The 23,274-nt window shown below is 69.4% G+C and carries 21 protein-coding genes; 10 read left to right on the top strand and 11 right to left on the bottom strand.

The window, feature by feature from the left end:
* Window positions 1-24: 24 nt before the first annotated feature.
* Complete coding sequence (locus ACIRHA_RS34040; RefSeq protein WP_403853866.1) at window positions 25-1,599, bottom strand: sodium:solute symporter family protein; 1,575 nt, start codon at window positions 1,597-1,599, stop codon at window positions 25-27.
* A gap of 210 nt (window positions 1,600-1,809) precedes the next feature.
* Window positions 1,810-2,604 (bottom strand): SDR family oxidoreductase, encoded by a 795-nt coding sequence (locus ACIRHA_RS34035; RefSeq protein ID WP_403853864.1) that lies wholly within the window; start codon window positions 2,602-2,604, stop codon window positions 1,810-1,812.
* A 102-nt stretch (window positions 2,605-2,706) separates the two neighbouring features.
* Here ACIRHA_RS34035 and ACIRHA_RS34030 point away from each other — a divergent pair, with 102 nt between their 5' ends.
* Window positions 2,707-3,555 carry a hypothetical protein gene (locus ACIRHA_RS34030; protein WP_403853862.1) on the top strand — a complete coding sequence of 283 codons (849 nt, stop codon included), beginning with the start codon at window positions 2,707-2,709 and terminating at the stop codon, window positions 3,553-3,555.
* Window positions 3,556-3,721: 166 nt separating this feature from the next.
* Here the strand turns inward: ACIRHA_RS34030 and ACIRHA_RS34025 are convergent, their stop codons facing one another.
* From ACIRHA_RS34025 to ACIRHA_RS34015, 3 genes are all read right to left on the bottom strand, one after another.
* Window positions 3,722-3,922 carry a DUF397 domain-containing protein gene (locus tag ACIRHA_RS34025; protein WP_327662890.1) on the bottom strand — a complete coding sequence of 67 codons (201 nt, stop codon included), beginning with the start codon at window positions 3,920-3,922 and terminating at the stop codon, window positions 3,722-3,724.
* A 302-nt stretch (window positions 3,923-4,224) separates the two neighbouring features.
* Complete coding sequence (locus tag ACIRHA_RS34020; protein ID WP_403853860.1) at window positions 4,225-5,082, bottom strand: helix-turn-helix domain-containing protein; 858 nt, start codon at window positions 5,080-5,082, stop codon at window positions 4,225-4,227.
* A 299-nt stretch (window positions 5,083-5,381) separates the two neighbouring features.
* Window positions 5,382-6,119 (bottom strand): GPP34 family phosphoprotein, encoded by a 738-nt coding sequence (locus ACIRHA_RS34015; protein ID WP_403853858.1) that lies wholly within the window; start codon window positions 6,117-6,119, stop codon window positions 5,382-5,384.
* Window positions 6,120-6,332: 213 nt separating this feature from the next.
* Here ACIRHA_RS34015 and ACIRHA_RS34010 point away from each other — a divergent pair, with 213 nt between their 5' ends.
* Both ACIRHA_RS34010 and ACIRHA_RS34005 read left to right on the top strand, forming a co-directional pair.
* Window positions 6,333-9,236 (top strand): D-alanyl-D-alanine carboxypeptidase, encoded by a 2,904-nt coding sequence (locus tag ACIRHA_RS34010; protein WP_403853856.1) that lies wholly within the window; start codon window positions 6,333-6,335, stop codon window positions 9,234-9,236.
* A gap of 149 nt (window positions 9,237-9,385) precedes the next feature.
* Window positions 9,386-11,239, top strand: a complete 1,854-nt coding sequence (locus ACIRHA_RS34005) for an MFS transporter (protein ID WP_403853854.1) — start codon at window positions 9,386-9,388, stop codon at window positions 11,237-11,239.
* Between the two features lie 214 nt (window positions 11,240-11,453).
* On the opposite strand, the gene dgoD is transcribed toward ACIRHA_RS34005, so the two are convergent.
* The 4 genes from dgoD to ACIRHA_RS33985 form a co-directional block, all read right to left on the bottom strand.
* Window positions 11,454-12,605, bottom strand: coding sequence for a galactonate dehydratase (dgoD, locus tag ACIRHA_RS34000; RefSeq protein ID WP_403853852.1), 1,152 nt, complete (start codon window positions 12,603-12,605; stop codon window positions 11,454-11,456).
* A 70-nt stretch (window positions 12,606-12,675) separates the two neighbouring features.
* Window positions 12,676-13,284: a bifunctional 4-hydroxy-2-oxoglutarate aldolase/2-dehydro-3-deoxy-phosphogluconate aldolase gene (locus ACIRHA_RS33995; RefSeq protein ID WP_403853850.1), complete on the bottom strand. Its 609-nt coding sequence runs from the start codon at window positions 13,282-13,284 to the stop codon at window positions 12,676-12,678.
* On the bottom strand, window positions 13,272-14,018 hold the full coding sequence (locus tag ACIRHA_RS33990) for an IclR family transcriptional regulator (protein WP_403853848.1): 747 nt from the start codon (window positions 14,016-14,018) through the stop codon (window positions 13,272-13,274). The genes ACIRHA_RS33995 and ACIRHA_RS33990 overlap by 13 nt, the downstream gene beginning before the upstream one ends.
* A gap of 4 nt (window positions 14,019-14,022) precedes the next feature.
* Complete coding sequence (locus tag ACIRHA_RS33985) at window positions 14,023-14,991, bottom strand: sugar kinase (RefSeq protein WP_403853846.1); 969 nt, start codon at window positions 14,989-14,991, stop codon at window positions 14,023-14,025.
* Between the two features lie 125 nt (window positions 14,992-15,116).
* Between ACIRHA_RS33985 and ACIRHA_RS33980 the strand changes: the two genes are divergently transcribed.
* The 5 genes from ACIRHA_RS33980 to ACIRHA_RS33960 all read left to right on the top strand — a co-directional run bounded on the left by ACIRHA_RS33980 (window position 15,117) and on the right by ACIRHA_RS33960 (window position 19,875).
* On the top strand, window positions 15,117-16,481 hold the full coding sequence (locus tag ACIRHA_RS33980) for an MFS transporter (RefSeq protein WP_403853844.1): 1,365 nt from the start codon (window positions 15,117-15,119) through the stop codon (window positions 16,479-16,481).
* Window positions 16,482-16,645: 164 nt separating this feature from the next.
* The gene (locus ACIRHA_RS33975) at window positions 16,646-17,224 is read left to right on the top strand and encodes a GNAT family N-acetyltransferase (protein WP_403853842.1); all 579 of its coding nucleotides are present in this window, start codon (window positions 16,646-16,648) and stop codon (window positions 17,222-17,224) included.
* Window positions 17,225-17,407: 183 nt separating this feature from the next.
* Window positions 17,408-18,490, top strand: coding sequence for a GNAT family N-acetyltransferase (locus ACIRHA_RS33970; protein ID WP_403853840.1), 1,083 nt, complete (start codon window positions 17,408-17,410; stop codon window positions 18,488-18,490).
* 204 nt (window positions 18,491-18,694) lie between these two features.
* Window positions 18,695-19,177: a GNAT family N-acetyltransferase gene (locus ACIRHA_RS33965; protein ID WP_403853838.1), complete on the top strand. Its 483-nt coding sequence runs from the start codon at window positions 18,695-18,697 to the stop codon at window positions 19,175-19,177.
* A gap of 50 nt (window positions 19,178-19,227) precedes the next feature.
* Complete coding sequence (locus ACIRHA_RS33960) at window positions 19,228-19,875, top strand: HAD family hydrolase (RefSeq protein WP_403853836.1); 648 nt, start codon at window positions 19,228-19,230, stop codon at window positions 19,873-19,875.
* A gap of 545 nt (window positions 19,876-20,420) precedes the next feature.
* On the opposite strand, the gene ACIRHA_RS33955 is transcribed toward ACIRHA_RS33960, so the two are convergent.
* Window positions 20,421-21,050, bottom strand: coding sequence for a class I SAM-dependent methyltransferase (locus ACIRHA_RS33955; RefSeq protein WP_403853834.1), 630 nt, complete (start codon window positions 21,048-21,050; stop codon window positions 20,421-20,423).
* 79 nt (window positions 21,051-21,129) lie between these two features.
* Window positions 21,130-21,600 carry a hypothetical protein gene (locus tag ACIRHA_RS33950; RefSeq protein ID WP_403853832.1) on the bottom strand — a complete coding sequence of 157 codons (471 nt, stop codon included), beginning with the start codon at window positions 21,598-21,600 and terminating at the stop codon, window positions 21,130-21,132.
* 330 nt (window positions 21,601-21,930) lie between these two features.
* On the opposite strand from ACIRHA_RS33950, the gene ACIRHA_RS33945 reads away from it, so the two are divergent.
* Both ACIRHA_RS33945 and ACIRHA_RS33940 read left to right on the top strand, forming a co-directional pair.
* Entirely contained in the window at window positions 21,931-22,713 is a 783-nt protein-coding gene (locus tag ACIRHA_RS33945) for an XRE family transcriptional regulator (RefSeq protein WP_403853830.1), read from the top strand.
* Window positions 22,714-22,864: 151 nt separating this feature from the next.
* Window positions 22,865-23,146 (top strand): hypothetical protein, encoded by a 282-nt coding sequence (locus tag ACIRHA_RS33940; RefSeq protein WP_403853828.1) that lies wholly within the window; start codon window positions 22,865-22,867, stop codon window positions 23,144-23,146.
* Window positions 23,147-23,274 lie beyond the last annotated feature (128 nt).

Raw genomic sequence — 23,274 nt, 5'->3', positions numbered from 1 at the left:
CCGGTCTTTGCGGGCGGCCGGTGGCTAGTTCTTTGTTCGCGCTGCGGTCACGTCGTCGGTCGCGTCGGACGGGGCCGGGATCGTAGCGGCAGCGGTACCGTCGTCGTCGGAGTTGATGCGGGCGATGATCGCGTCGCGCTCCGGGGTGTCCTCGGGCTTGATGTAGCCGATGAGGATGTAGAGGACGAGGGAGACGGCGAGCGGAATCGACACCTGGTACTGGAGCGGCACGCCGCCCTCGACGTTCCAGCTGATCGGGTAGTTAACCAGCCAGAACGCGAGCAGGCCCATGCCCCAGCTGGTGAGCGCGGCGGTCGGCCCCGACCTGCGGAACTGGCGCAGCAGACCCAGCATCATCGGGATCGCGATCGGGCCCATCAGACCGGCCACCCACTTGATGACGACCGTGATGATGTCCTTGAACGTGGGCGAGTTGACCTGCGTGGCGACCGCCATGGAGAGGGCCAGGAAGATCACCGTGGTGAGTCGGGCCGCGATCAGGCCGGTGCGTGAGTTCCACTGCCGTGCGCGCCGCGAGAGCGCCGGCGCCACGTCCCGTGTGAAGACGGCCGCGATCGCGTTGGCGTCGGAGGAGCACATGGCCATCGTGTGCGAGAAGAAGCCGACGATGACCAGCCCCAACAGGCCGTGCGGCAGCAGCTGTTCGGTCATCAGGCCGTAGGAGTCCGAGCCGTCCGGCTTCTGCGCCTGTACGAGCAGCGGCGACATCCACATCGGGAAGAAGAGGACGACCGGCCACACCAGCCAGAGCGCGGCGGACAGGTAGGCGGACCGCTTGGCCTCGTGCCCGCTGCTCGTCGCCATGTAGCGCTGCGCCTGGTTGAGCATGCCGCCGTTGTACTCGAAGAGCTTGATGAAGAGGAAGGCGATCAGGAAGACGGCGCCGTACTGGCCGACCAGCGGCTTGTCGTGGCCCTGCAGCTCGGGCCGGCTCCAGGCGTCGAAGAAGCCGATGTGCTTGTCACCGAGTTCGACCACGACCGCGACGAACATCGAGATCCCGGCCAGCAACTGGATGATGAACTGGCCGAGTTCGGTGAGCGCGTCCGCCCACAGGCCGCCGATCGTGCAGTAGACCGCCGTGATGACGCCCGTGATGAGGATGCCCTGGTTCAGGGACACACCCGTGAACACGGACAGCAGGGTCGCGATGGCCGCCCACTTCGCGGCCACGTCGACGATCTTCAGCAGCATCCCGGACCAGGCGAGCGCCTGCTGTGTCTTGAGGTTGTAGCGGTTCTTGAGGTATTCGAGCGGCGAGGCCACGTGCAGGCGCGAGCGCAGCCGGTTGATGCGCGGCGCGAACAGGCGGGCGCCGATGGCGATGCCGAGCGCGATCGGGAAGGACCAGGTGACGAAGGACGTCACGCCGTAGGTGTACGCGATACCGGCGTAGCCGGTGAACATCACCGCGCTGTAGCCGGACATGTGGTGCGAGATGCCGGACAGCCACCACGGCATCTTGCCGCCCGCGGTGAAGAAGTCGGAAACGTTGTCGACGCGCTTGTGGGACCAGACGCCGATCGCGACCATCACGCCGAAGTAGGCGATGAGCACGACCCAGTCGAGACTGTTCATGTGCCCCTCCAGGGGTTCCGCTGCACAACGGTTGCCCCCGGTAAGGGTGTTGGGGACGTGGGGGATTGAACCTCCGCGCTTGGGGCCGGTCAAGGGTTCTGCAGTCATGGATATGAACCCCGGACAGAATTCAGAACGTGGCGGAACTCGGGGAGAGGGCGGTTCCCCCTCGCTGACCTGCGGTATCGGCAGGTGGCCCGAGGGGAGCGGTTACCGCATGAGTTCTCCCGCGTTCACCAGGAGCTGCTGGCCGGTGATCGCGCGCGCCCGGTCGGAGGCGAGGAAGACCGCCGCGTCCGCCACGTCGCCGTCCGTCGCGAGGTCCGGCAGCGCCATCCGCTCGGTGAGCCGCCCGAGCACCTCGTCCTCGGGCACCCCCTCGGTCTGCGCGGTGATCTGGACGTAGGCCTGTACGGGCGGCCCCCACATCCAGCCGGGCAGCACGGTGTTCACCCGGACCCGGTGCGGGCCGACCTCCCGCGCCAGCGAGTACATGGCGCTCGTCAGGGCGCCCTTCGACGCCGCGTACGCCGCCTGCCGGACCTGGGAGGGCGCCGCGATCGCGGACTGCGTCCCGATGAAGACAACTGAGCCGCCGCGCTCCTTGAGGGCGGGCAGGCAGGCGCGGGTCATCCGCAGCGCGCCGAGCAGGTTCACATCGATGACCTTGCTCCAGGACGCGAAGTCGGCGTCCTGGAGACCGCCGAAGTAGCTGTCCCAGGCCGCCACATGGACGACCGCGTCCACGCCCCCGAACCGCTCGACCGCGAGATCCGCCAGCGCCTCGCACTGCGCCTCGTCGCCGATGTCGGTGGAGCGGAACGCGGTCCGCTTGCCCTCCGGGTCCAACTCCTGTGCGCAGGCCGCGAGATGGGACTCGGTTCGCGCCCCGAGCACCGCGTTCCCGCCGTCGCGCAGCACGGCCTCCACCACCTGGCGGCCGAGCCCCGCCCCCACACCGGAGACGATCACGGTCTTCCCCGCAAGCAGTTCCGCATTCACCATCGGTTCGCCTCCCGGCTCTGGCGTTCTGTCTGACGGGGCGTCAGAGTATGGGCGTCGAACGGGAGATGGAAGGCTTGCGCGAGAGGGCAGAGGGTGAGCGGCATGGCGGACACGCACGAGGACACGCACAGCGAGACGTACGCGGAACTGGCGGCCGTCGGGCCGTACGGCGTGCGTCCGGGACACGCCCTGATCACCATGGTCGAACCGCATCCGGGCCGTGAACACGCCTACAACCGCTGGTACGAGGACGACCACTACTACGCCGGCGCCATGGCCATGCCGTGGATGTACGCGGGGCGCCGCTGGGTCGCCACCCGCGACCTCCAGCTCCTGCGCTATCCCGAGAAGTCGGCGGTCGCCGAGCCGGTCACGGCGGGCTGCTACATCTCCACGTACTGGATCACCGAGGGCCGCTACGCCGACCACATGAAGTGGACCGTCGGCATCAACAAGCGGCTCAACCGGGACGACCGCGTCCACCAGGACCGCACACACGTCTTCACGTCGTTCCAGGACCACGAGGCGACCGTGTACCGGGACGGGGACGAGGGGCCGCGCGACTTCCATGCGCTCGACCACCCGTACCAAGGTCTCGTCGTCGAGGTGATCGACTCCGAAGGTCCGGAGCAGCGCGCGGAGTTGCTGGACTGGCTGCGCACCGAGCACCTGCCGCGGCGGCTCGCCGGTTCGCCCGCCGCGATGGTCACGGTCTTCCGCCCGACACCGCTGCCGGGGGACAGGATGACGTACGTGAAGCAGGTCGAGGGCGTTGACACCCGGCTCACCCTGCTCTGGTTCCTGCAGTCCGACCCGCGCGAGTGCTGGCAGGACCACTTCACGGGCCTGGGCGACGTGGTGGCGGCATCGGGCCTCGGCCGGGTGGAACTGGTGGCACCGTTCATTCCGACGGTGCCGGGTACGGACCTGTACGTGGATCAACTGCGCTGAGCGACCGCCACTGACTCCGGACAGCGCCGAGCCCCCTCGGCCAGGACGGCGGACCAGTCGAGAGGGCTCCATCAGTGGTGCTGTGTTGCGTGTAACTGTGTTGCGTACTGCGGTTGTGCGTACTGCTGTGTTGCGTGTTCGGTTGTCTCACGGAGTTTGCAGCGGGTCAGCTGTCGACCCTGCTCATCTCCGTGACGAAGGCGCTCCACGAAGCCGGCGCGAACGCCAGGTTCGGACCCTGCGGGTCCTTGGAGTCGCGTACGTCCACGGCGTGGGCCGCGGGAGACTTGATCTCCACGCACGCGCCGTTCCCTGCCGAGTACGAGGACTTGATCCAGGTGGGCTGTGCGCCCTTGGTGATTGCCATGATCTGCTCCGGTCTGGCCATTGATCCCTTGCTGGGCCGCGGACTTGCCGCAGCTTTGCGCCAATCACCTTGTCGGTTGTTGGCGTGATCGACGCTACTCGCCGACCGGGGGCGGCGGTGGGGCCATTCACTCGACCGGATGGCATATTCCAGGCGGGTCTTCCATCGGCCCGTGGGAAAGGTGTACCGTGCGGGGCTTTCCCACGGGCGGGGCCTGGATCGGAGGCCTGAACTCTGCGGTCCGTTACGCGAGTTGGGTTTTCGGATGCGCGATTCGGTCCTTCGGGTGTGCGAGTCGGCCCTCAGCGTGTGTGCCGCTTCGCGGCTTCCAGGATGAACTGCCGGGACTGTTCCACGTTCAGCGCCTGCGCGCGCAGATGCTCGTACATGACGCTGTACTTCTGTACGTCCTGCGTCTTCTCCAGGTAGAGGTCACTGGTGACGCCCTCGATGTAGACGACGCTGGAGTCCGCCGCGTCGGGGAACTCGAGAATCGCGTACTGCCCCGTGATCCCCGGGTGCGCGCCCATATCGAAGGGCAGCACCTGCACGGTGACGTGGGGGAGCCCGGACACCTCCGCGAGGTGCTCCAGCTGCTCGCGCATCACCGCGGACCCGCCGACGGCACGGCGCAGCGCCGCCTCGTCCAGAACCACCCACAGACGCAGCGAGTTGGCCTCGTCGTTGACCCGCTCCTGGCGGCGGATGCGGACCTGCACGCGCTTCTCGACGTCGGTCTGCGAGGCCTCGGGCATCGCGCCCTGGATCAGCGCCTCCGCGTAACCGCGGGTCTGGAGCAGACCCGGGATGCACTGCGACTCGTACACGCGCAGCGACGCCGCGTCGGTCTCCAGGCCGATGTAGACGCTGTACGGGATGTCGCCGAAGGAGTGCCACCAGCCTTGCTGGCGCGAATCCTTGGCCATTTGCATCAGGGAATCGATGACCCGGTGGTCCTCGACCTCGTACACCCCGCACAGGTCGCGTACGTCGCGCTGGCTGATGCTGCGCCGCCCGTTCTCCAGGCGGCTGATCTTCGACTGCGAGACCAGCAGGCGCTCGGCGACCTCTTCGGCGGTCATGCCCTTGAGTTCACGGAGCCGGCGCAGCTCCTGGCCCAACCGGCGTCGCCTGACGGTGGGATTGACGTTGGACGCCACGGACGTGCACCTCCGGCTACGTGCATTTCTTTGATCTGCATACGTTGCGTGTCTACTGCTGAGCAGATTGCCACCCCGAGGCGGCCCTGCGCTGGGAAACGGCGGATGTGCGCGGGACGCACATGCGGGTTGCACGTGCCTCCTACGCAGCGCAAACGCGACCGCGCGGGGCGACGTGCCGGGGCGTCGTCCTCACGCCCGGCGCATCACCCCGCGCGGTACAGCGGCTCCCGGACCGGTTCTTGGGGACTACGGTGCGGCGCTGTGGTGCTACGGGTGGTGCTGGTGGTGCGGTTCGCCTAATGGGCCACGGCGCGAGCCATGGAACCGCGGCGTGGCTGCATCGGAACGCCGCGTGCGGGCTCCGGTGCGGCCCGACCCGCCGAAGGGGCCGGTGAGCGGCGTGGCTGTACCGCCACACCGTTCTGGACGTCCATCACGGCGTGCGCCACGAGGCCGCCCATCGGGTCGTGCCTGATCAGGTCCCGCAGCCGGGAGCGTGAGGACCTGCCCTCGTTGCCCGGATACAGGTGCTTGCCGAGTCCGACCGCATGGGCCAGGGCGGCGAGCGCCGCGGTCCGTGGGTCCGGTGGGACCCCGGTGCGGATCGCGCTGTCCAGCCGGGCCCTGATCTCCCGGCTGACCGCCGACTCCGTCGCCTGGTAGCGAGTCGTCGGCAGCACCCCGCACATCTGTCCGGCCACGGCATGAACCATGCCGCACCGCTCCAGGTGCGAGAGGTAGGTCTGTCGCAGGCCAAGGCGTGGCCCGCCTATCCAGTGGACGGCCCGTACGGGAGCGCCACGCCTTCGCAGCAACTCCAACGCGCAGTCCAGAGTCGGATCTCCGGTCGGCCGTGGTGCCACCACGGCGATACGATCCCCGTCTGGGGCTATCCGTCCGGCCAGCGCCAGCTCTACTAGCTGTGCTCCGGCCAGACCTAGGTCGAGCGACTGCGGCTGCGCTGTGGTACCCGTGGCCGGGTCCAGAGCGAGCAGCAGAAGCTCCTCCGGAAGTGTTCTGCGGCTCCTGCCCATCCATGCCTCCCCGCGTGGATGAATGACAGGGTGACCCCTCTCACATTGGTCTGTCGAGAGTGCGTGGGGGGTTTGGGCGGGAACCTCTAGGTATGTCGTTCTCGTCTACCACGTGGGCCAGGCCCCCACACAGGACACTGGTACATGGTTCGGACAGGGCTGGTCTGTCCGGCGACAAGCGGTTGAGTGGTTCATTCGGTCGAGGAGGCATCGGTGGCGGGGACCCCCGACAGGTCGGGAGAGCACAAGGCGTCGGGAGGCCCGGCTCCGGAGGATCCGCGTCTCGCGGTGTCGCGGGAGCCGTCCGGCGTGGACCAGGAGACGGCGGTGTTCTCGGTCCGCGACGCGGCCGGCGAGGCCCCGGATCCGGACGCGTCGGACTCGGGCGACGAGCGTCTGCGGGCGGCCGTGGCGGCCTGGGTGGCAGGCGACGACGGCTCCGCCGATGCGTCTGCAATTGCAAATCCGGCGGGTGAGGTGGAGGCCGGGTCCGCGGACGCCGATGGCGACGCCCGCAGTGATGGGGCACCGGCCGCGACGGCCGATGCCGACGCGGGCGCCAGGGGCGACACCCACGGCGACGAGAAGCCGGCCGCCAAGGATGAGGCGGAGCCAACGGCTGACGGGGAGCCGTCCGCCAAGGACGACGCCAAGGCGGACGCGCAGACGACCGCCGGGGGCGATGCCCACGGCGACGCCAAGCCGGTCGCCGAGGCGGACGCCAAGCCCGACACCGAAATCGGCCCCCAGGACGATGCACAGCCGACCGGCAAGCCGGGCGCCGAGGGCGGCGGGAAGCCGACCGCCGACGCCGAGTCCGACACCGAAACCGGTCCCGAGGACGACGTCCAGGCGGATGGCGAGTCCGGCTCCCAGGACGACGACAAGCCCGTAGCCAAGGCCGACACCCAGGACGACAGGAAGCAGGCCGCTGAGGCCGGCAACAAGTCCGACGACACGCCGGCCACCAAGCCGGAGCCCACGGCCGACGCCAAGCCGACTGGCAGCGCCGACGCCACGGCGGACGCCAAGTCCGACGACACGGCGGACGCCAAGGGTGACGAACTGGCCGACAGCGCCGACGCCGCCGACGCCAAGCCGGACGCGAAGGCCGACGCCGAGCCGGCCGACAGCGCCGATGGCAAGGGTGGCGGCACGGCTGACGCCAAGGCGGCCGGCAGCGTCGCCGGCAAGAGTGAGGTCGAGCCGGCCGGCAAGGACGGTGCCAAGGCGGCCGCCAAGTCGGCCGCCACGGCTGACGCCGAGCCGGACGCGAAGGCCGACGGCACGTCCGGTGCCAAGCCGGACGGCAAGGGTGGCGGCACGGCTGACGCCGAGCCGGCCGACAGCGCCGACGGCAAGAGTGACGCCGAGCCGGAAGCGAAGGCAGACGGTAAGGCCGGTGCGAAGCCGGACGGCAAGGCCGGTGCCAAGTCGGCCGCCACGGCCGACGCCAAGCCGGAAGCGAAGGCCGACGGTAAGGCCGATGCCAAGCCGGACGCCAAGGCCGACGCCAAGCCGGACGCCAAGGCCGACGCCAAGGGTGACGTCGAGCCGGACGCCAAGTCGGACCGTGAGGGCGGTGGCGCGTCGGGTGGTGTGGGGAGTCGGGGGGCTGATCAGGAGACGGCTGTCTTCAAGGCTGTGTCGCAGCCCGTGGACCAGCCGACCACCACGCTCAAGGCGGCCGGAACGGCCAAGAGCAGTAAGTTCGTGCCGCTCAAGGGGCTTGACGAGGGCAAGGGCGCGGGTAAGGAGCTGCCGCCCGAGGCCGAGCAGCCCACAGTCGAGCCGGCCGAGCGGACGACCCAGCAGCCGTTGCCGCCGAAGCCCCCGCTGGACCTGCTCGCCGAGCTGACCAACACCCCGCCACCCGCGGAGACCCGCGTCCGTACCGCGGTGCGCCGGGTCAAGGTGTGGACGCCGCTCGTCATCCTGCTGGTCATCGTGTTCGGGGTCATCCAGGCCGTCCGCCCGCTGCCGACGCCGTCCCTCTCGCTCACCACCGACGCCACGTACAGCTTCGACGGCGACAAGGCGTCCCTGCCGTGGCCCGGCGAGGGCCAGGGCTGGATGGACGTCCAGGGCATCGGGACGATGGACAACTTCGGCAAGCAGACACCCGTGCCCGTCGGGTCCGTCGCCAAGTCCATGACCGCGTACCTCGTGCTGAAGGACCACCCGCTGAAGGCGGGTGACGACGGCCCCGGTATCACCGTCGACGCCACCGCCGAGAAGGAAGGCGGCTACGACGCCGACGGGCAGAACGAGTCGACGCTCAACACCGTCAAGGAGGGCGACAAGATCTCCCAGAAGGACGCGCTCGCGGCGGTCATGATCCCGTCCGCGAACAACATCGCGCGCCTGCTGGCCCGTTGGGACGCCGGTTCCGAGGAGGCGTTCGTCAAGAAGATGAACGCCACCGCCAAGAAGCTGGGGATGAAGAACACCACCTACACCGACCCCTCCGGCCTCAAGGAGAGCACCGTCTCCACCGCCGAGGACCAGGTGAAGCTGGGGAACGAGTTGGTGCAGATTCCCGCGCTGACCGACATCACCAAGTTGCCCACCTGGACCGACCCGTCCGGCAAGAAGTGGACCAACTACAACCGCCTGGTGCCCTACGACGGCGCCATCGGCATCAAGACCGGCACCACGACCAAGGCCGGCGGCAACCTGCTCTTCGCCGCCACCAAGGACGCGGGCGGCTCGACCGTCACGGTCGTCGGCGCGGTCCTCGGCCAGCACAAGGCGCCGATCATCGACACGGTGAACGCGGTCAGCAAGACCGCGATGCTCGCCGCCCAGGACGCCGTCACCTCGTCGACGGTCCTGAAGAAGGGCGATGTCGTCGGTTACGTCGACGACCAGCTCGGCGGGCGCACCCCGGTCACGGTCACGAAGGACGTCAAGGCCGTCGGCTGGGCCGGCAAGACCGTCCACCTGCAACTCTCCGACCAGGACGGCAAGTCCGTGCCGCACACCGGCAAGGCGGGTGACACGGTCGGCGTGCTCGAGGTCGGCGACGGTGAGGGCGGCGCCGTGGAGGTGCCGGTGGCCCTCCAGAAGGGCCTCACCGAACCCGGATTCGGCGCGAAGCTGACCCGCGTCGGCTGACCGCCGGATTCCGCTCGTGGGAGGCCGATGCCCGTCGGTCTCCCACGGCGCCCGTCCGCGAACGCCGTGCTAGCGTCGCGAGACCGGGCAGGCGGGGGACGCCCACCCGTTCATTCACAACGGCACACGGGTAAACGGGAGTGTAGGGAGTGGCCACAACGAGGCCGACGCGCGCCGACGACGCGAAGCCCGGGTCGGGCAGGGAGCGCCCCCGGATACGCCCCCGGATACGGCTCCCCGAGCAATCCGCTGGGTCTTCGAGCGCCGACACCCCGAACACCGGCACACCTCTGAAGCGTTTCGCCCGGCACCCCGTCACCCTCGCCACGGTCGCCGCCGCGCTCCTTCACCTCATCTGGTTCTTCACCTTCGCGAACAGTGGCGGGGACCTCGCGGCGCAGGATGCCTGGGCCGAGTTCGTCGGCCGGCACCCCGATTCCGCGTACAACCTCGCCTGGTACGGCGGCATGCACCCGGTCTCGTACAGCGTGGTCTCGCCGTATCTGATGTCGGTGTTCGGCGTGCGCACGACGATGATGGGCGCGGGCACGCTGTCGGCGGCGCTGCTGACCATGATCCTGATCCGTACGAGGGTGGTCGCGAAGCCCTTGTGGCCGGCCCTCGCCGGCGTCTTCGCCCTGCTCTGCAACGCCGCGTCGGGGCGCGTCACGTTCGGCCTCGGCATGATGTTCGGGCTCGCGGCGACGGCCGCGGTGTTCTGCTGGCCGTACCGCTGGCGCTACAAGCGCTGGGCGAAGGCGGCCGTGGCGGCGCCGTTGGCCGGGATCGCGACGGCGTGCTCGCCGGTGGCGGGTCTGTTCGTGGGCCTGGTGGCCGTGGCGCTGTTCCTTCAGAAGCGACGGCCGGGGGCGTACGCGCTGGGGCTCGCGCCCGCCGCCGTCGTCGGTCTTTCGGCGTGGCTGTTCCCGTTCTCCGGTACGCAGCCGATGTCGTTCTGGTCGGCGCTGCTGCCGACGGTGTACGGCGTCCTCGCGTGCGTCCTCGTGCCCAAGGGGTGGGTGACGGTGCGGATCACGTCCGCCGTCTACGCCCTGTCGGTGCTGTTGGTGTGGCTGATCAGTTCGCAGATCGGCTCCAACATCACCCGGCTCCCGATGCTGTTCGCGGGCGTCGCGCTGCTGGCCGCGCTGCCGTTCACGGTGAAGCGCTCGCGCAAGTGGTACGTCCTCGTAGTCGCGTTCGTCGCCTTCAACGCGTGGATCGGCTTCAAGTCGGTCGACGACGTCGTGCGTACGACACCGGCCGCCTCCTGGGCCCGTGAACTGGCGCCGCTGGTCAACGAATTGCAGGAGGTCAGGGCCGAGCACGGCCGCGTCGAGGTGGTGCCCGCCCGCTCGCACCGCGAGGCCTCCGCGCTCGCCCCGTACGTGAACCTGGCGCGCGGCTGGAACCGGCAGGCCGACATGGAGCGCAACCCGCTCTTCTACGACGACACCCTCAACTCGGCGAACTACCGCGAGTGGCTGCGGCGTTGGGCGGTGCACTACGTGGTGCTGCCCAAGGGGGAGCCGGACGGCAAGGGCGCGGAGCGCGAGCGGCAGCTGGTGCAGCGCGGACTGCCGTATCTCAAGCAGGTGTGGGGCGACGCCAACTGGCAGCTGTTCGCCGTCACCGACCCGACGCCGCTCGCGGAGCCGCACGCGGTCGTCGACGCGGCGGAGCAGGGCGAGCTGACGATCGAGGTGACCCGGCCCGGTCGGGTGCTGATCCGCGTCCCGTACTCGCCGTGGCTGTCGGTGGTCGACGCCGAGGGGAAGAGCCTGGGCGCGCCCAAGGAGACGGAGGCGTCGAAGCGGGCGCGGGAGTCGGACGGGTCCCTTCCCAAGCGGTTCACGAACGCGCACGGTTGTCTGGCCGAGACCGAGAAGGATGAGTCGGGTGACGCGTGGACGGAGCTGTTGGCTCCGAAACCCGGCACGTACCGCCTCGCGGCGCCGTACCAGTTGCCCCGGGGGACGCCGTGCCCGGAGGAGCTCAGGTGATCAAGCCTCTGCGGCGATTGAGCAGCCGGCCCACCGGCCCCCGCCCTCGGGGCTCCGCCCCGGACCCCGCGCCTCAATCGCCGGCGGGGCTGGAAAGATCGCCTCAATCGCCGGCGGGGCTTGATAGATCAAGCCCCTGCGGCGTTTGAGCAGCATCTTTTAAGCCCCTGCGGCGATTGAGCAGCGGGGTCCGGGGCGGAGCCCCGTGGCGTGATCACCACTCGGCGAACGAGCCATCCGCGTGGCGCCACACCGGGTTGTGCCAGCGATGGCCGGAGGCGGCCGCCTTGATGACGGCCTGCTCGTCCACCTCGACGCCGAGGCCCGGCGCGGTCAACCGCGCCATGTGGCCGTCCGTGGAGTCGAAGGCGAAGACGGACGGGTCGACGAGGTAGTCGCCGAGGTCGGAGCCCACGTTGTAGTGGATCCCGAGGCTGGTCTCCTGGATGAACGCGTTCGGCGACGCGAAGTCGACCTGGAGGCACGCCGCGAGCGCGATCGGCCCGAGCGGACAGTGCGGCGCCAGGCCCACCCCGTGCACCTCGGCCTGCGCGGCGATCCGCCGGGTCTCGGAGATGCCGCCCGCGTGGCTCAGGTCCGGCTGGGCGAGCGCGATGCCGGACCGCAGCACCGGGTCGAAGTCCCAACGGGAGTAGAGGCGTTCACCGGTGGCCACGGGGATGACGGTCGAGGCCGTGAAATCCCCGTACTGCGACGTGAGTTCCGGCAGCAGCGGCTCCTCGATGAACATCGGACGCAGCGGTTCGAGCGCGCGGGCGAGCTGCTTGGCGAGGGCCGGGTTCGTCCGCCCGTGGAAGTCGACGGCGACGTCCCCGTCCGGGCCCATCACCTCCTTCACGGAGGCGACGCGCTCGACGACCGCGTCGATCTCGCGCGAGGTCTCCAGGTGCCGCATCCTGCCGCCGACGTTCATCTTCACGGCCCGGTAGCCTTGTTCGAGGCGCTGCGCCGCGTGCTCGGCGGCCTCGCTCGGGTCGTCGCCGCCGATCCACGAGTACATCCGCATCCGGTCCCGGACGGCGCCGCCGAGCAGATCGTGCACCGGGACGCCGTGGTACTTGCCCTTGATGTCCCACAGGGCCTGGTCGATCCCGGACACGGCGGACGACAGCACGGGTCCGCCCCGGTAGAACCCGCCCTTCGTCATGACCTGCCAGTGGTCCTCGATCCGCAGCGGGTCCTGCCCGACGAGGTAGTCGCTCAACTCATCGACGGCGGCGGCGACGGTGTGCGCCCGCCCTTCGACAACGGGCTCCCCCCACCCGGTGACCCCGTCATCCGTCTCCACCTTCAAGAACAACCAACGGGGAGCGACGAGGTAGGTGGTGAGCGAGGTGATCTTCATGGCGTAACTCCTTGTATTCAAGCCCCTGCGGCGATTGAGCAGCGGGGTCCGGGGCGGAGCCCCGAGTCGTTCACCCCTGTGGCCGCAACAGTTCAGCCAGCAAGGCAAGTTGCTCCGGGTCCTCCAACGCGGACCCAACGGCGACGACCTTCGCCCCGGCCTCCAGATACGCCCCCGCGTTCCTCGCCGACATCCCCCCCGTGGCAACGAACGGCACCTCCGGGAACGGCCCCCGCATCGCCCGGAACCACTCCGCCCCGAGCACACTCGCCGGAAACGCCTTGAGCCAGGTCAACCCCATGGCCCGCGCGGCCTGCACATCCGATGCCGTGGCCACACCCGGCAAGTGCGGCAGCCCCGCCGCGACGCTCGCCCGCGCCACCTCCACGTCGAGCCCGGGGGCCACCGTGAACACGGCGCCCGCGTCCACCGCCCACCCGAGCCGCTCACCGGAGGTGACCGTGCCCGCGCCGACCGGCTTGCCGCGCTCGGCCCCGGCGGCGACGACGGCGCCGAGCACCCGCGCGGCCTCCTCGGTCTGCACGGGGACCTCGACGCACTCGATGCCCAGGTCCCATGCGCGTACGGCGAGTTCGACGGACTTGTCGGCGGGCATGCCGCGCAGGATCGCCATGACCGGCACCCCGGCGAACAACTCATCAAACGTTACGGACGCCATCCCAGCTCCTTGGAGATCGTGTCGGCGGTGGTCATGAGGTCGGGCAGTACGTCGGATTCGAGCGCGCCCAGGTCCGCCTTGGCCTTGAGCGCGGTCACGGACGCGGCGGCGACGACCTCGCCACTGCTGTCCCGTACGGGTACGGCGACGCAGTTGACGAAGTCCTCGTACTCGCCGTCGTCGACGGCCCAGCCGCGGGTCCTGGTCTCCGTGAGGGCCTTTCGGTAGGCGCCGGCGGAGGTGATCGTCGTGCTGGTGTGCGGCGCGAAGTCGCAGTCGGCGAGCAGCGCGTCGGCCCTCTCGCGCGGTACGTACGCGAGGATCGCCTTGGCGACTCCGGCGGTGTGCAGGGTGACCGGGCGGCCGATCTGCGAGTAGAGGCGCACGCCGTCGACGGGGTCGACCTTGTCGACGTACACGATCCGCTCGCCCTCCAGGGCGGCGAGGTGCACGGTGTGCCCGCAGCGCTCGCCGAGCAGCCGCAGGTGTTCGCCCGCGACGTCCTTCAGCCCGAACTGTTCCAGGGCGAGGTGGGCGAGTCCGGCAAGCCGGTGCCCGACCGCGTACCGGCCGTCGGGGAGCCGGCGGGCGAGGCCGCCCTCGGTCAGGGACTCCAGGATGCGCAGCGCGGTCGAGCGGTGCACGCCGAGGTGCTCGCCGACCTCGGTCTGGGTGCGCGGGCGGCGGGCGATGAACTCGAGGATGTCGATGGCGCGACGGACGGTCTGTGACATGGGGTCAGTGTCCTTCGCCGGTCGTGTCGGGGCGGGCGGCGGGGACGCCTTCGCCTCCGTCGTCGCCGCGCAGGTCCGGGCCGGTCGCGGGCACGTAGTCCTCGATGCTGCGCAGCGTCCGCCCGGCGAGCCGGTGCCCGAGCGCGAGCCGCTCGGCCGGCGCGGAGCCGCTCAGCAGCCCGCTCAGGTATCCGGCGGCGAAGGCGTCCCCCGCGCCGACTGCCTCGACGACGTCGACGGCGGGCGCCGCCACGAACTCGGCTCCCGTGTCGGTGAATTCGGTGGCCCCCACGTCTCCGTCCTTGACCACGAGGGTGCCGCGCGGCCCGAGGTGGTCCCGTACGTCCTCGGCGGTGGCGGTGTCCCACAACGTCTCGGCCTCGTCGCGCCCGACGAGTACGACGTCGGCGCGGCGGGCGAGAGCGAGCAGCGCGTCCGCCGCCGCATCGCGTGAACTCCACAGCGCGGGACGGTAGTTGACGTCGAACGACACGAGTGTCCCGCTGTCCGCCGCCCGTCGCACGAGCGCGTCCACGAGCTCGGCGCAGCCGTCCGACAGGGCCGGCGTGATCCCGGTGAGGTGCAGCAGCCGTACGTCCGTCAGGTCGACGCGGTCCGCGTCGGCCGGTGTCATCCGGGACGCGGCCGAGCCCGCCCGGTAGTAGTGCACGCGCGTGCCGTCGGGGCCCGGATCCTTGAAGTACACGCCGGTGGGGGCGGCCGGATCGGCGCGCACCCCGTCCACGCGTACGCCGCGCGAGGCGACCGCCGCGACGATCCGCCGCCCGAACGGATCGTCCCCGACCCGGCTCACCCAGGCGGCCTCGTGCCCGAGGTCCGCGAGGTACTGCGCCACGGTCGACTCGGCGCCGGCGACCGCGAGCCGCAGCTCCCGGCTCCGCTCGAGCCCCTCGCCGTCGGCGGGGGTGACCTGCGCCATGGTCTCGCCGAGGCAGACAGCCTTACCAGACATTCGCCGTCCCTCCATTGACATCCCGCTGGGCTCATGAAGAACATTAGCAGCTCTTGCGCAACACGCGTGCATATGTTGCAACACGAGAGCTCCTACCCACCCTCACCAGTGCGAAAGGGAGTGCGATGAGCCCGAAGACGAGCGCATCCACCCACAAGGAGAGCGCCGCGCCGCCGAAGGCGATGAGCGCCCGCACCCGCCAGCGGCGCACCGCGGCCGCGAGCGTCGTCGGCTCGATCCTCGAGTGGTACGACTTCTTCCTCTTCGGCGCGTCGGCCGCGCTCGTCTTCAACAAGGTCTTCTTCCCGGACGTCTCGCCGTTCGCGGCGACCCTCGCCTCGTTCGCGACCTTCGGGCTCGGCTTTGCCGTGCGCCCCATCGGCGGCCTGGTCCTGGCCCACCTCGGCGACCGCATCGGCCGCCGCCCGGTGCTGATCCTCACCGTGATCCTGATGGGCGTCGGCACGCTCGCCATCGGCTTCCTGCCGACGTACCACCAGATCGGCATCTGGGCGCCGATCCTCCTCGTGTTCTGCCGGATGATGCAGGGCTTCGGCGTCGGCGCCGAACTCGGCGGCGCGTACGTCATGTCGACGGAGGCGGCCGAGGAGAGCAAGCGCGGGTTCTACGGTTCCCTGCCCGGCGCGGGTGAGTTCATCGGCGTCGTCATCGCCTCCGGCGCGGTGGCCGCCGTCTCGACGCTCCCCGAGGACGACTTCCTCGGCTGGGGCTGGCGCATCCCGTTCCTGGCCAGCTCTCTCGTGGTCGTGATCGCGCTGCTGATCCGCAACGCCGCGCCCGAGACCGAGCAGTTCGAGCAGGCCCGCGACAGCGGCAAGCGCGAGAAGCTCCCGGTCCTGGCCGCGATCAAGACCCGCCCGAAGGCGATCGCCCTGCTCATCGGCTCCGGCTGCGCCACCGCCATCGCCTCGTACGCGATCCAGGGCTACCTGCCCAGCTACCTCACCAACCAGCTGGGCCTCTCCTCCGGCACCTCGGTCCTCGGCATCACGATCGCCTCGGCGGTATCGATCCTCACGATTCCTCTGGCCGGGGCGCTCTCGGACCGGGTCGGCCGCAAGCCGGTGATGATCGGTGGGGCGGTGGCGATCACGCTCTTCGCGTACCCGTTCTTCTGGCTGGTGGACACGCGCGAGCCGTGGCTCATCTACCTGGCGATCACGGTCGCCTTCGCCCTGATGCTCAACTCGATCTTCGCGGTCACCGGCACGTTCTACGCCGAGTCGCTGCCGACCGAGGTCCGCTACAGCGGCCTTGTCTTCGTCCGCGAGATCAACGGCGTGATCTTCGCGGGTACGTCGCCCTTCGTGGCGACGCTCCTGGTCGACGCGGGTGGCGACCGCCCCTGGTATCTGGCCGGCTACATGGCCCTGGCCGGGCTCGCCAGCGCCCTCTGCATCTGGCGTCTCCCGGAAACGGCCCCGGTCCGCTCCTCAAGCCCCCGCACTTCAAGCCCCTGCGGCGATTGAGCAGGCCTTTCCAGCCCCGCACTTTCGACGTGAGCCCGCGAGGTCCGGGGCGGAGCCCCGATCTTCCAGCCCCGCCGGCGATTGAGGCGCGGGGTCCGGGGCGGAGCCCCGTGGCGTGGGAATCCGGGTGCGTGGCGGATCCGGGTCCGGTCATGATGCGGGGCATGCCCTTCGTAACCAAGCCCGTCATCGAACCCGGCTCCCTCTCCTCCACCCCCCAACCGACCCTCCACTCGTCCGACGCCGAACTCGTCCTGCGCACACCGGCGTTCGCCGACGCCCCGGCCGTCCACAACGCCTTCCAGGACCCGACCCTGCGCCACTGGCACATCCGCAGCATGGACTCCCTGGAAGAGGCACGCGACTGGGTCGCGGAAACCCACACGGGCTGGCGCGAGGAGAAGACGGCCCAGTGGATCGTGGCACGGGCCGCCGACGACACCCCGCTCGGCCGGATGGCACTGCGCGAGCTCAACTTCCTGGACGGCGTCGCCGAGGTCGCCTACTGGGTGATGCCCGAGGCCCGCGGCGCGTCCGTGGCCCCCAGGGCCCTGGACGCGCTCACGGACTGGGCGTTCGCCCTCGGCTTCCACCGCCTCGACCTCCAGCACTCCACCCGCAACGAACCGTCCTGCCGCGTGGCGCTCAAGGCCGGCTACGAACTGGAGGGCACCCGCCGCAGCTCGGCGCTCCACACGGACGGCTGGCACGACATGCACGTCCACATGCGGCTCAACTCCTAGGCCCCAGCTTCCGGTTGCGTGTCCGAAGTGCCCGAAGGGCTCTTGACAGCGTGCGTACTGTTTCGCGACCTTTGAGCCCTCTGGGGGAAGAGGGGGGCTCATGAGCGGCACACTCACGTATCGACGCACCTATCCGGTTACCGGTGGACCACGCGCCCGCGGTGAGGGGCGGGCGAACCGACGTTGAACATCACGACGTACAGAGCCGACGAGCTCAGCGCGTCCCTGCGTACGGCCTGGCACGAGACGATGGAGCACTCTCCGGACTTCCAGAACCCGTTCCTGTCACCGGAGTTCGCGGAGGGCGTCGCCCGGTTCAAGGGCCGCGCGCACGTGGCGGTGCTGCGCGAGGGCGCCGAACCCGTCGGATTCTTCCCGTACGAGAAGGGGCCCGCCGGCATTGGCCGTGCCATCGGCATGGGCCTGTCCGACTGCCAGGCCCTGGTGCACCGGCCCGGAGTCACCTGGGACACGCGGCAACTGCTGCGCGCCTGCGGCCTGTCGGTCTTCGAGTTCGACCACCTCGTCGAGGAACAGAGACCCTTCGGCCGCTACGTCACCGGAACCTTCGCCTCACCCGTCCTCGACCTGAAGGACGGCAGCCACGAGACGTACGCGGAGTGGCTGAAGGCGGCGTACCCCGGCCAGGCCAAGACGACCCTGAAGAAGGAGCGCCGCCTGAGCCGCAACGTGGGGGAGATGCGCTTCGTCTACGACGAGCGCGATCCGGCGGTCCTGCACCAGCTGATGCGCTGGAAATCGGCCCAGTACCGCCGCACCGGCCGCATGGACCGGTTCGCCCGCCCGTGGATCGTGGACCTGACCGACCACCTGTTCCAGGTCCGCGAGGACCACTTCACCGGTGTCCTCTCGGTGATCTACGCCGGCGACCGCCCGGTGGCGGCCCACTTCGGCCCGACGTCCAGGACCGTCTTCGCGGCCTGGTTCACCGCGTACGACCCGGAGTTCAGCTACTACTCGCCCGGCCTCCTCATGCATCTGCGGATGGTCGAGGCGGCGGGCCGCCAGGGGATCCGGCTGATGGACTGGGGCCGCGGCGAGAAGGAGTACAAGGACTGGCTCAAGACCCGCGAACTCCGGGTCGCCGAGGGCTTCGCGACCCGCCCTCACCCGGCCGCGGCCGCCCACCGCCTCTGGCGCCGCCCGGTCCGCGGCCTGCGCAACACGGTGCTCGCGCATCCGGAGCTGCGGGAGCGGGCGGACCGGCTGCTGCGGACGGTGGGTTCGCTGCGCGACTCCCGCTGACCGCTGGCCGCTGACCGCTGACGGTTGACCGCATGGCCGCATGGGTGTGGCCGGACACTACGATCCGGTCCATGGAGTGCTTTGCCGCTTGGCGTACGCGGGTCTGAGGGCCCCGACTCTCCGTCCGTTCTTTCGGGCGGGAGCGGGCCGACCCATGCCCACCTTTTCCCGGGTCCCAGCCCTCAGCGCGAAAGGCACACTCCGATGCGTATTCGCTCCTTCACCCACGACGACCTGACTCCGCTCACCAACCTGACCATCGACACGTTCCGGCCGTTCTTCGAGGACGTCTTCCGCCCCTTGATGGGCGAGGTCATCTTCACCGTGCAGCACGGGAGTTGGCGCGACGACTACCGTCAGCAGGTGGCCGGCCTCCACGCCCCCGAGCGCCACTCGTACGTCGCCGTCGCCGAGGCGGCGGGCGAGATCGCGGGCTACGTGGCGTGGTCCGTCGACCCGGACCGCCGACACGGCCAGATCGTGCTCCTCGCGGTCTCGCACCGGCACCGACGACACCACCTGGGCGCGGCGCTGTGCGAGCACGCCTTCGAGCGGATGCGCCTGCTCGGAGCGGAGATCGTCGAGATCGCCACCGGCGGCGACCCCTTCCACGCACCCGCCAGGGCCCTGTACGAGCAACTCGGCTGCACCCCGAATCCGGTGGCGGTCTACTTCCGGCGGCTCTAGCTTCGGCTCGTTGGAAGAGTGGGGTGGACACCTGAGGAGGGGGAGCTTGCATGACTGTTTCCTGCGTCATTCTCGATATCGGCGGCGTACTGGAGATCACTCCGGAAACGGGGTGGGTGCAACGGTGGGAAGATCGGCTGGGCCTGCCGCTGGGCACTGTTCATGAGCGGATGCACGACGTGTGGCGGGCCGGGGGCGTCGGGAGTATCAGCGAGCGGGACGTGCACGAGCAGGTGTCGGCCCGCCTGGGGCTCGATGTCCCTCTGGCCGAAGCCTTCATGGCAGATCTCTGGGCGGAGTATCTGGGGACGCCGAACGAGGAGCTCATCAACTATGTGCGAGGGCTGCGTGGAAGCTGCCGGCTCGGCATCCTGAGCAACAGCTTTGTCGGCGCCAGGGAGCGGGAGACGGCGCTCTACCACTTCGACGAACTAGTCGAACAGATCGTCTACTCGCACGAGATCGGCATCGAGAAGCCCGACTCGCGAGCGTTCGAAGCCGCATGCGGCGGCTTGGTCGTGCGACCGGAGAACTGCCTGTTCATCGACGATCTCGCGGTCAACGTCGAGGCGGCGCGGGCGGCGGGTATGCAGGCGCACCTGTTCGAGGACAACACACGGACCGTCGCGCGCATCGCAGCTCACCTGGACGCCGGGCCCGTGGCCTCAGGCCACCTCTCGCCGAGGGAGCCTCTCTAGGCCGCTGGTCAGGCATCCAGTCGTGGCGGATCGCCTGGCACGGTCCGTATCCAGGAGCGGAGTTTCCAGCAGACTGCGATGGGTCCTACGAGCATGGAAAGCATCCACAGGCCCGCACTGGCTGGGGAGATCATGTAGTACTCCCACCGCTCCGGAAGAAGGGTCGGCAGGGCGATCGCCAGCAAGAGGGCAAGCCACGTGCCGATGACCGTGAGTACGATTTTGGACACAATCACGGCTCTCCGCATTCAGTCCCCCCGACTGCTCAGAACTTCTTCTTCAGGACGTTGTAAAAGTCGTCGGCGAACTCGCTCCTCGGCTCCTCCGATGCGGACGTCGGATGCTGATGGGGTGCTGAGGGTCGTGTGCGCGGTAGTCCTCGCAGTACTCGTGGCGCTCGGCCCTGGTCGGACGTGACTGCCACGGCATTGACGCCGTGATTGTAGAGAACGGTTGGGGCTCATTGACCGGTTCTGTGTGCCTGGCTCGGCCCACCACTCCACCATCGACGCCCACACGGTCGAGCCGGTGAAGATCAGGAACGGCTATGCCGTTGCCCAGATCAGCATCGTTGCTGCGCTGTGGACCGCTGGCGGTTCGATGACCTCGGCGTGGACGTCTGTGAAGTCGTGGCGGTGCAGGAGCTTGGTCCACTCGTCGGGTGTGTGGTCGTGGCGCATGCCGGCCTTGCCCGGCTTGAGTTCCTGGCTTCCGGCCGGGAGATGGGAGAAGGCGAGGGTGCCGCCCTCGTTCATGCGGGCCCGCACGACGGGCAGCAGTGCGTCGGGGTCCACGAACCAGACCGCGCCGAAGATGGACAGCACCACGTCGAACGTGGCGGACTCCGTGGTCAGGTAGTCGATGGCCTCGTTCGTGCGGAAGTCCAGGCCGGGCAGGTGCCCCCAGCGCTCGCGTGCAGCGGCTTCGCGTCTCGGGGCGACGTCCACGCCCGTGCAGTTGGCGCCGAGCGTGGCCAGGTGGGCGAGGTTGTCACCGTTGCCGGAGCCCAGCTCCAACACCTTCAGGCCTGGCAACGGCGTTCCGAGAACGCCCTCGTCGGGGCCGTGGTCCGGGTGCTGGGTCCAGTTGAGCCACGTCGACTGACCTCGCGCATTCACTGCGCGGCGCGGCGTGCGCTCCCTGGCGAAGCGGTCCCAGGTCTCGGCGAGCGACATGCAGTTGGTTCCTCTCACAGGGGGAAGGGGCCCGTCCCCGAATGCAGAGGGGCGGGCCCCAACTCTCGCGCTTTGCTGCCTACTTGCCCTTGCCTGTGTTGGGCGCGTCGGTGCACCCGGCGTGGCATTGGGTGCACTTGGCGCCCATGTTCCACAGCTCGCGGTCGACGGCGAAGCCCGCGGCCTCGATCACCTTGACGGTCTGCTCAAGAACCATCGGCCGGCCGTCGGCCCTCACCTTGTCGTCGTCGCTGACGCACGCGACGTCGCCGCGCTTCTTGCCGTCCCCGCCTCCGTCGTTCGTGCACTGCACGCACAGGTCGGTGTCGAGCATGAACGAGTGGACGCCCTTGTCGACCTCGACGGACGGGCCGACGAGGAGGTCGGTGTTTTCTCCGGCGGTCACGAAGTAGGCGATGGTCTGGCCGAAGATGCGCTCGGCCTTTTCGGTGCCGATCCCGGGGTCCCGCAGAATAAGTGCTACTTGCCGCTCCCATACGTCCTGGGGGACGAACGTCTTCGGGTCGCGGACCTTCACGGCGGTGCTCATGCTGGTGTGCCTCCACGCGATGGGGGATTCGTGGTGGTGCCTGGGGAGCGTCCTCCGCGTCGGCGACAGTCGGGGCACGAGCACGGCGGCAACACGCTGGTCGCTATCGGCTCGTCGGATCCCTCGCCCTCGTACAGGGTCCGGAAGGCGGTTTGGCTGCCGTCGGCTCTCACCGTGTACACGCTGATTCGGATGGACATGGCTCTTATCTTCTGGAAGCGCGGCGGCCATGGCGACGTCGTTCCGGGCGTCGGTGAGGCGGCATGTCGGCGTCGCACGAAGGCGTCAAACCGGTGTCATTGGGTCGGGGTGCCGGGCTAGCCTCGGACCATGACCACCACAGCACAGTTCCAGACGAACGACGTTCTGCGTGCCGTGCGTATCGGCATGCAGCTCTCGCAGGACGAGTTCGCGCACGGGCTCCGCAAGACCGGCAAAGAGCTGGGCGAACCCAACGACGCCAGCAAGCGCCTCGTGCAGCGGTGGGAGTCGGGCCAGTCCCGCACGTGCCGCCCGCTTTACGCTCGCGCGCTTCAGAGGTTCACGGGCCGCCCCATCGAAGCCCTCGGGTTCGCGCTCGCCGTGCCTGCCTCCCGTGTCCACGAAGACGGGGCCGGCGGCCACGACATGGACGCCGGGACGGCCGGTGTCACCGAGGCGTCCGGGGCGCCCGACACGGCGCAGGAGACTCAGGCGGCGGACTATTCGGGGATCTGGCTGAGCCGCTACGAGTTCTACTCCTCCGGCCGCGACACCACGTACGAGGGCAAGCACCATGTCCTTGTCGTGCACCGCGGCAACCGGCTCACGGCCGAGTCCCTGCCGGGCGCGTCCAGCAACCCCGACAGCCCCCTGCACCTCGACCTCACGACGGACCGGAACATCGTCACCGGGTCCTGGATCGAGCAGACAGCCACCGGCGGCTACTACCGGGGCGCCCGCTACCACGGGGCGATTCAGATGCTGATCGAGCCGACCGGTCGCCGCATGGCGGGCAAGTGGGTCGGCTTCGGGAAGGACTTCGACGTCAACACCGGCCCGTGGGAACTGCGGCTGCTCGACACATCGACGGCAAGGGCCGCGGTGGAGCGCTACTCCCGGCCACCGGAGTAGACCACCGGTCGTAACGTACGGCGTCGCACCCACCGCGCGTGTTGAAGGCCCAGCGGTGGTGATCAGGCCTACTGAATGCCGGATTCCCCCTGTACACATGTGGATCGACTGACGAGTTGGGCGTCCCGGCGTCCATGCAAGGAGGGCCTTCATGCGTACTCGCACCGCCGTAGCCTCTGCCGTTCTGGTCCTGTGCGTCGTGTTGGGCTCGGCGGCCTGCTCAGCTTCCTCCGAGAGCACTCCGTCGACCGGAAGCTCGACGTCGGCCGAGAAGAAGTCGAGTCAGCAGCAGTCGGGCAGGGGCAAGCCCGAGGTTGATCCTTCGAAGTGCGCGACCTCCGCCGACAAGATGCCCAAGGGGTGCGAGGTCGACGTCGATGTCTCGGAAATCTCTGAGGGCACGCCTGACACGGAGGGTCCGTCGACCAAATGACGCTCCATGGACGGGCCTGTAGGCACGGGTCGTGATCAGAGTGAAGGGCCGGTTCAGAGGGGATATCCCGTTCTGACGGCCGGACAGAAGTGTCCGTGTACGCCTCTGTCCGGTGTCGTTGATGCCAG

Source organism: Streptomyces sp. NPDC102360 (genome assembly GCF_044766085.1).
Classification (GTDB): Bacteria; Actinomycetota; Actinomycetes; order Streptomycetales; family Streptomycetaceae; genus Streptomyces.
This window is presented reverse-complemented; position numbering and strand designations above follow the sequence as displayed.

Excerpts from the sequence above, each read along its gene's own strand:
- ACIRHA_RS33960 (WP_403853836.1), top strand. The coding sequence starts at position 19,228 with ATGACTGTTTCCTGCGTCATTCTCGATATCGGCGGCGTACTGGAGATC.
- ACIRHA_RS33955 (WP_403853834.1), bottom strand. The coding sequence starts at position 21,050 with ATGTCGCTCGCCGAGACCTGGGACCGCTTCGCCAGGGAGCGCACGCCG.
- ACIRHA_RS33990 (WP_403853848.1), bottom strand. The coding sequence starts at position 14,018 with ATGTCACAGACCGTCCGTCGCGCCATCGACATCCTCGAGTTCATCGCC.
- ACIRHA_RS34030 (WP_403853862.1), top strand. The coding sequence starts at position 2,707 with ATGGCGGACACGCACGAGGACACGCACAGCGAGACGTACGCGGAACTG.
- ACIRHA_RS33985 (WP_403853846.1), bottom strand. The coding sequence starts at position 14,991 with ATGTCTGGTAAGGCTGTCTGCCTCGGCGAGACCATGGCGCAGGTCACC.
- ACIRHA_RS33940 (WP_403853828.1), top strand. The coding sequence starts at position 22,865 with ATGCGTACTCGCACCGCCGTAGCCTCTGCCGTTCTGGTCCTGTGCGTC.
- ACIRHA_RS34025 (WP_327662890.1), bottom strand. The coding sequence starts at position 3,922 with ATGGCAATCACCAAGGGCGCACAGCCCACCTGGATCAAGTCCTCGTAC.
- ACIRHA_RS33965 (WP_403853838.1), top strand. The coding sequence starts at position 18,695 with ATGCGTATTCGCTCCTTCACCCACGACGACCTGACTCCGCTCACCAAC.
- ACIRHA_RS34015 (WP_403853858.1), bottom strand. The coding sequence starts at position 6,119 with ATGGGCAGGAGCCGCAGAACACTTCCGGAGGAGCTTCTGCTGCTCGCT.
- ACIRHA_RS34040 (WP_403853866.1), bottom strand. The coding sequence starts at position 1,599 with ATGAACAGTCTCGACTGGGTCGTGCTCATCGCCTACTTCGGCGTGATG.
- ACIRHA_RS34035 (WP_403853864.1), bottom strand. The coding sequence starts at position 2,604 with ATGGTGAATGCGGAACTGCTTGCGGGGAAGACCGTGATCGTCTCCGGT.
- ACIRHA_RS33975 (WP_403853842.1), top strand. The coding sequence starts at position 16,646 with ATGCCCTTCGTAACCAAGCCCGTCATCGAACCCGGCTCCCTCTCCTCC.
- dgoD (WP_403853852.1), bottom strand. The coding sequence starts at position 12,605 with ATGAAGATCACCTCGCTCACCACCTACCTCGTCGCTCCCCGTTGGTTG.
- ACIRHA_RS33950 (WP_403853832.1), bottom strand. The coding sequence starts at position 21,600 with ATGAGCACCGCCGTGAAGGTCCGCGACCCGAAGACGTTCGTCCCCCAG.
- ACIRHA_RS33980 (WP_403853844.1), top strand. The coding sequence starts at position 15,117 with ATGAGCCCGAAGACGAGCGCATCCACCCACAAGGAGAGCGCCGCGCCG.
- ACIRHA_RS33995 (WP_403853850.1), bottom strand. The coding sequence starts at position 13,284 with ATGGCGTCCGTAACGTTTGATGAGTTGTTCGCCGGGGTGCCGGTCATG.
- ACIRHA_RS33945 (WP_403853830.1), top strand. The coding sequence starts at position 21,931 with ATGACCACCACAGCACAGTTCCAGACGAACGACGTTCTGCGTGCCGTG.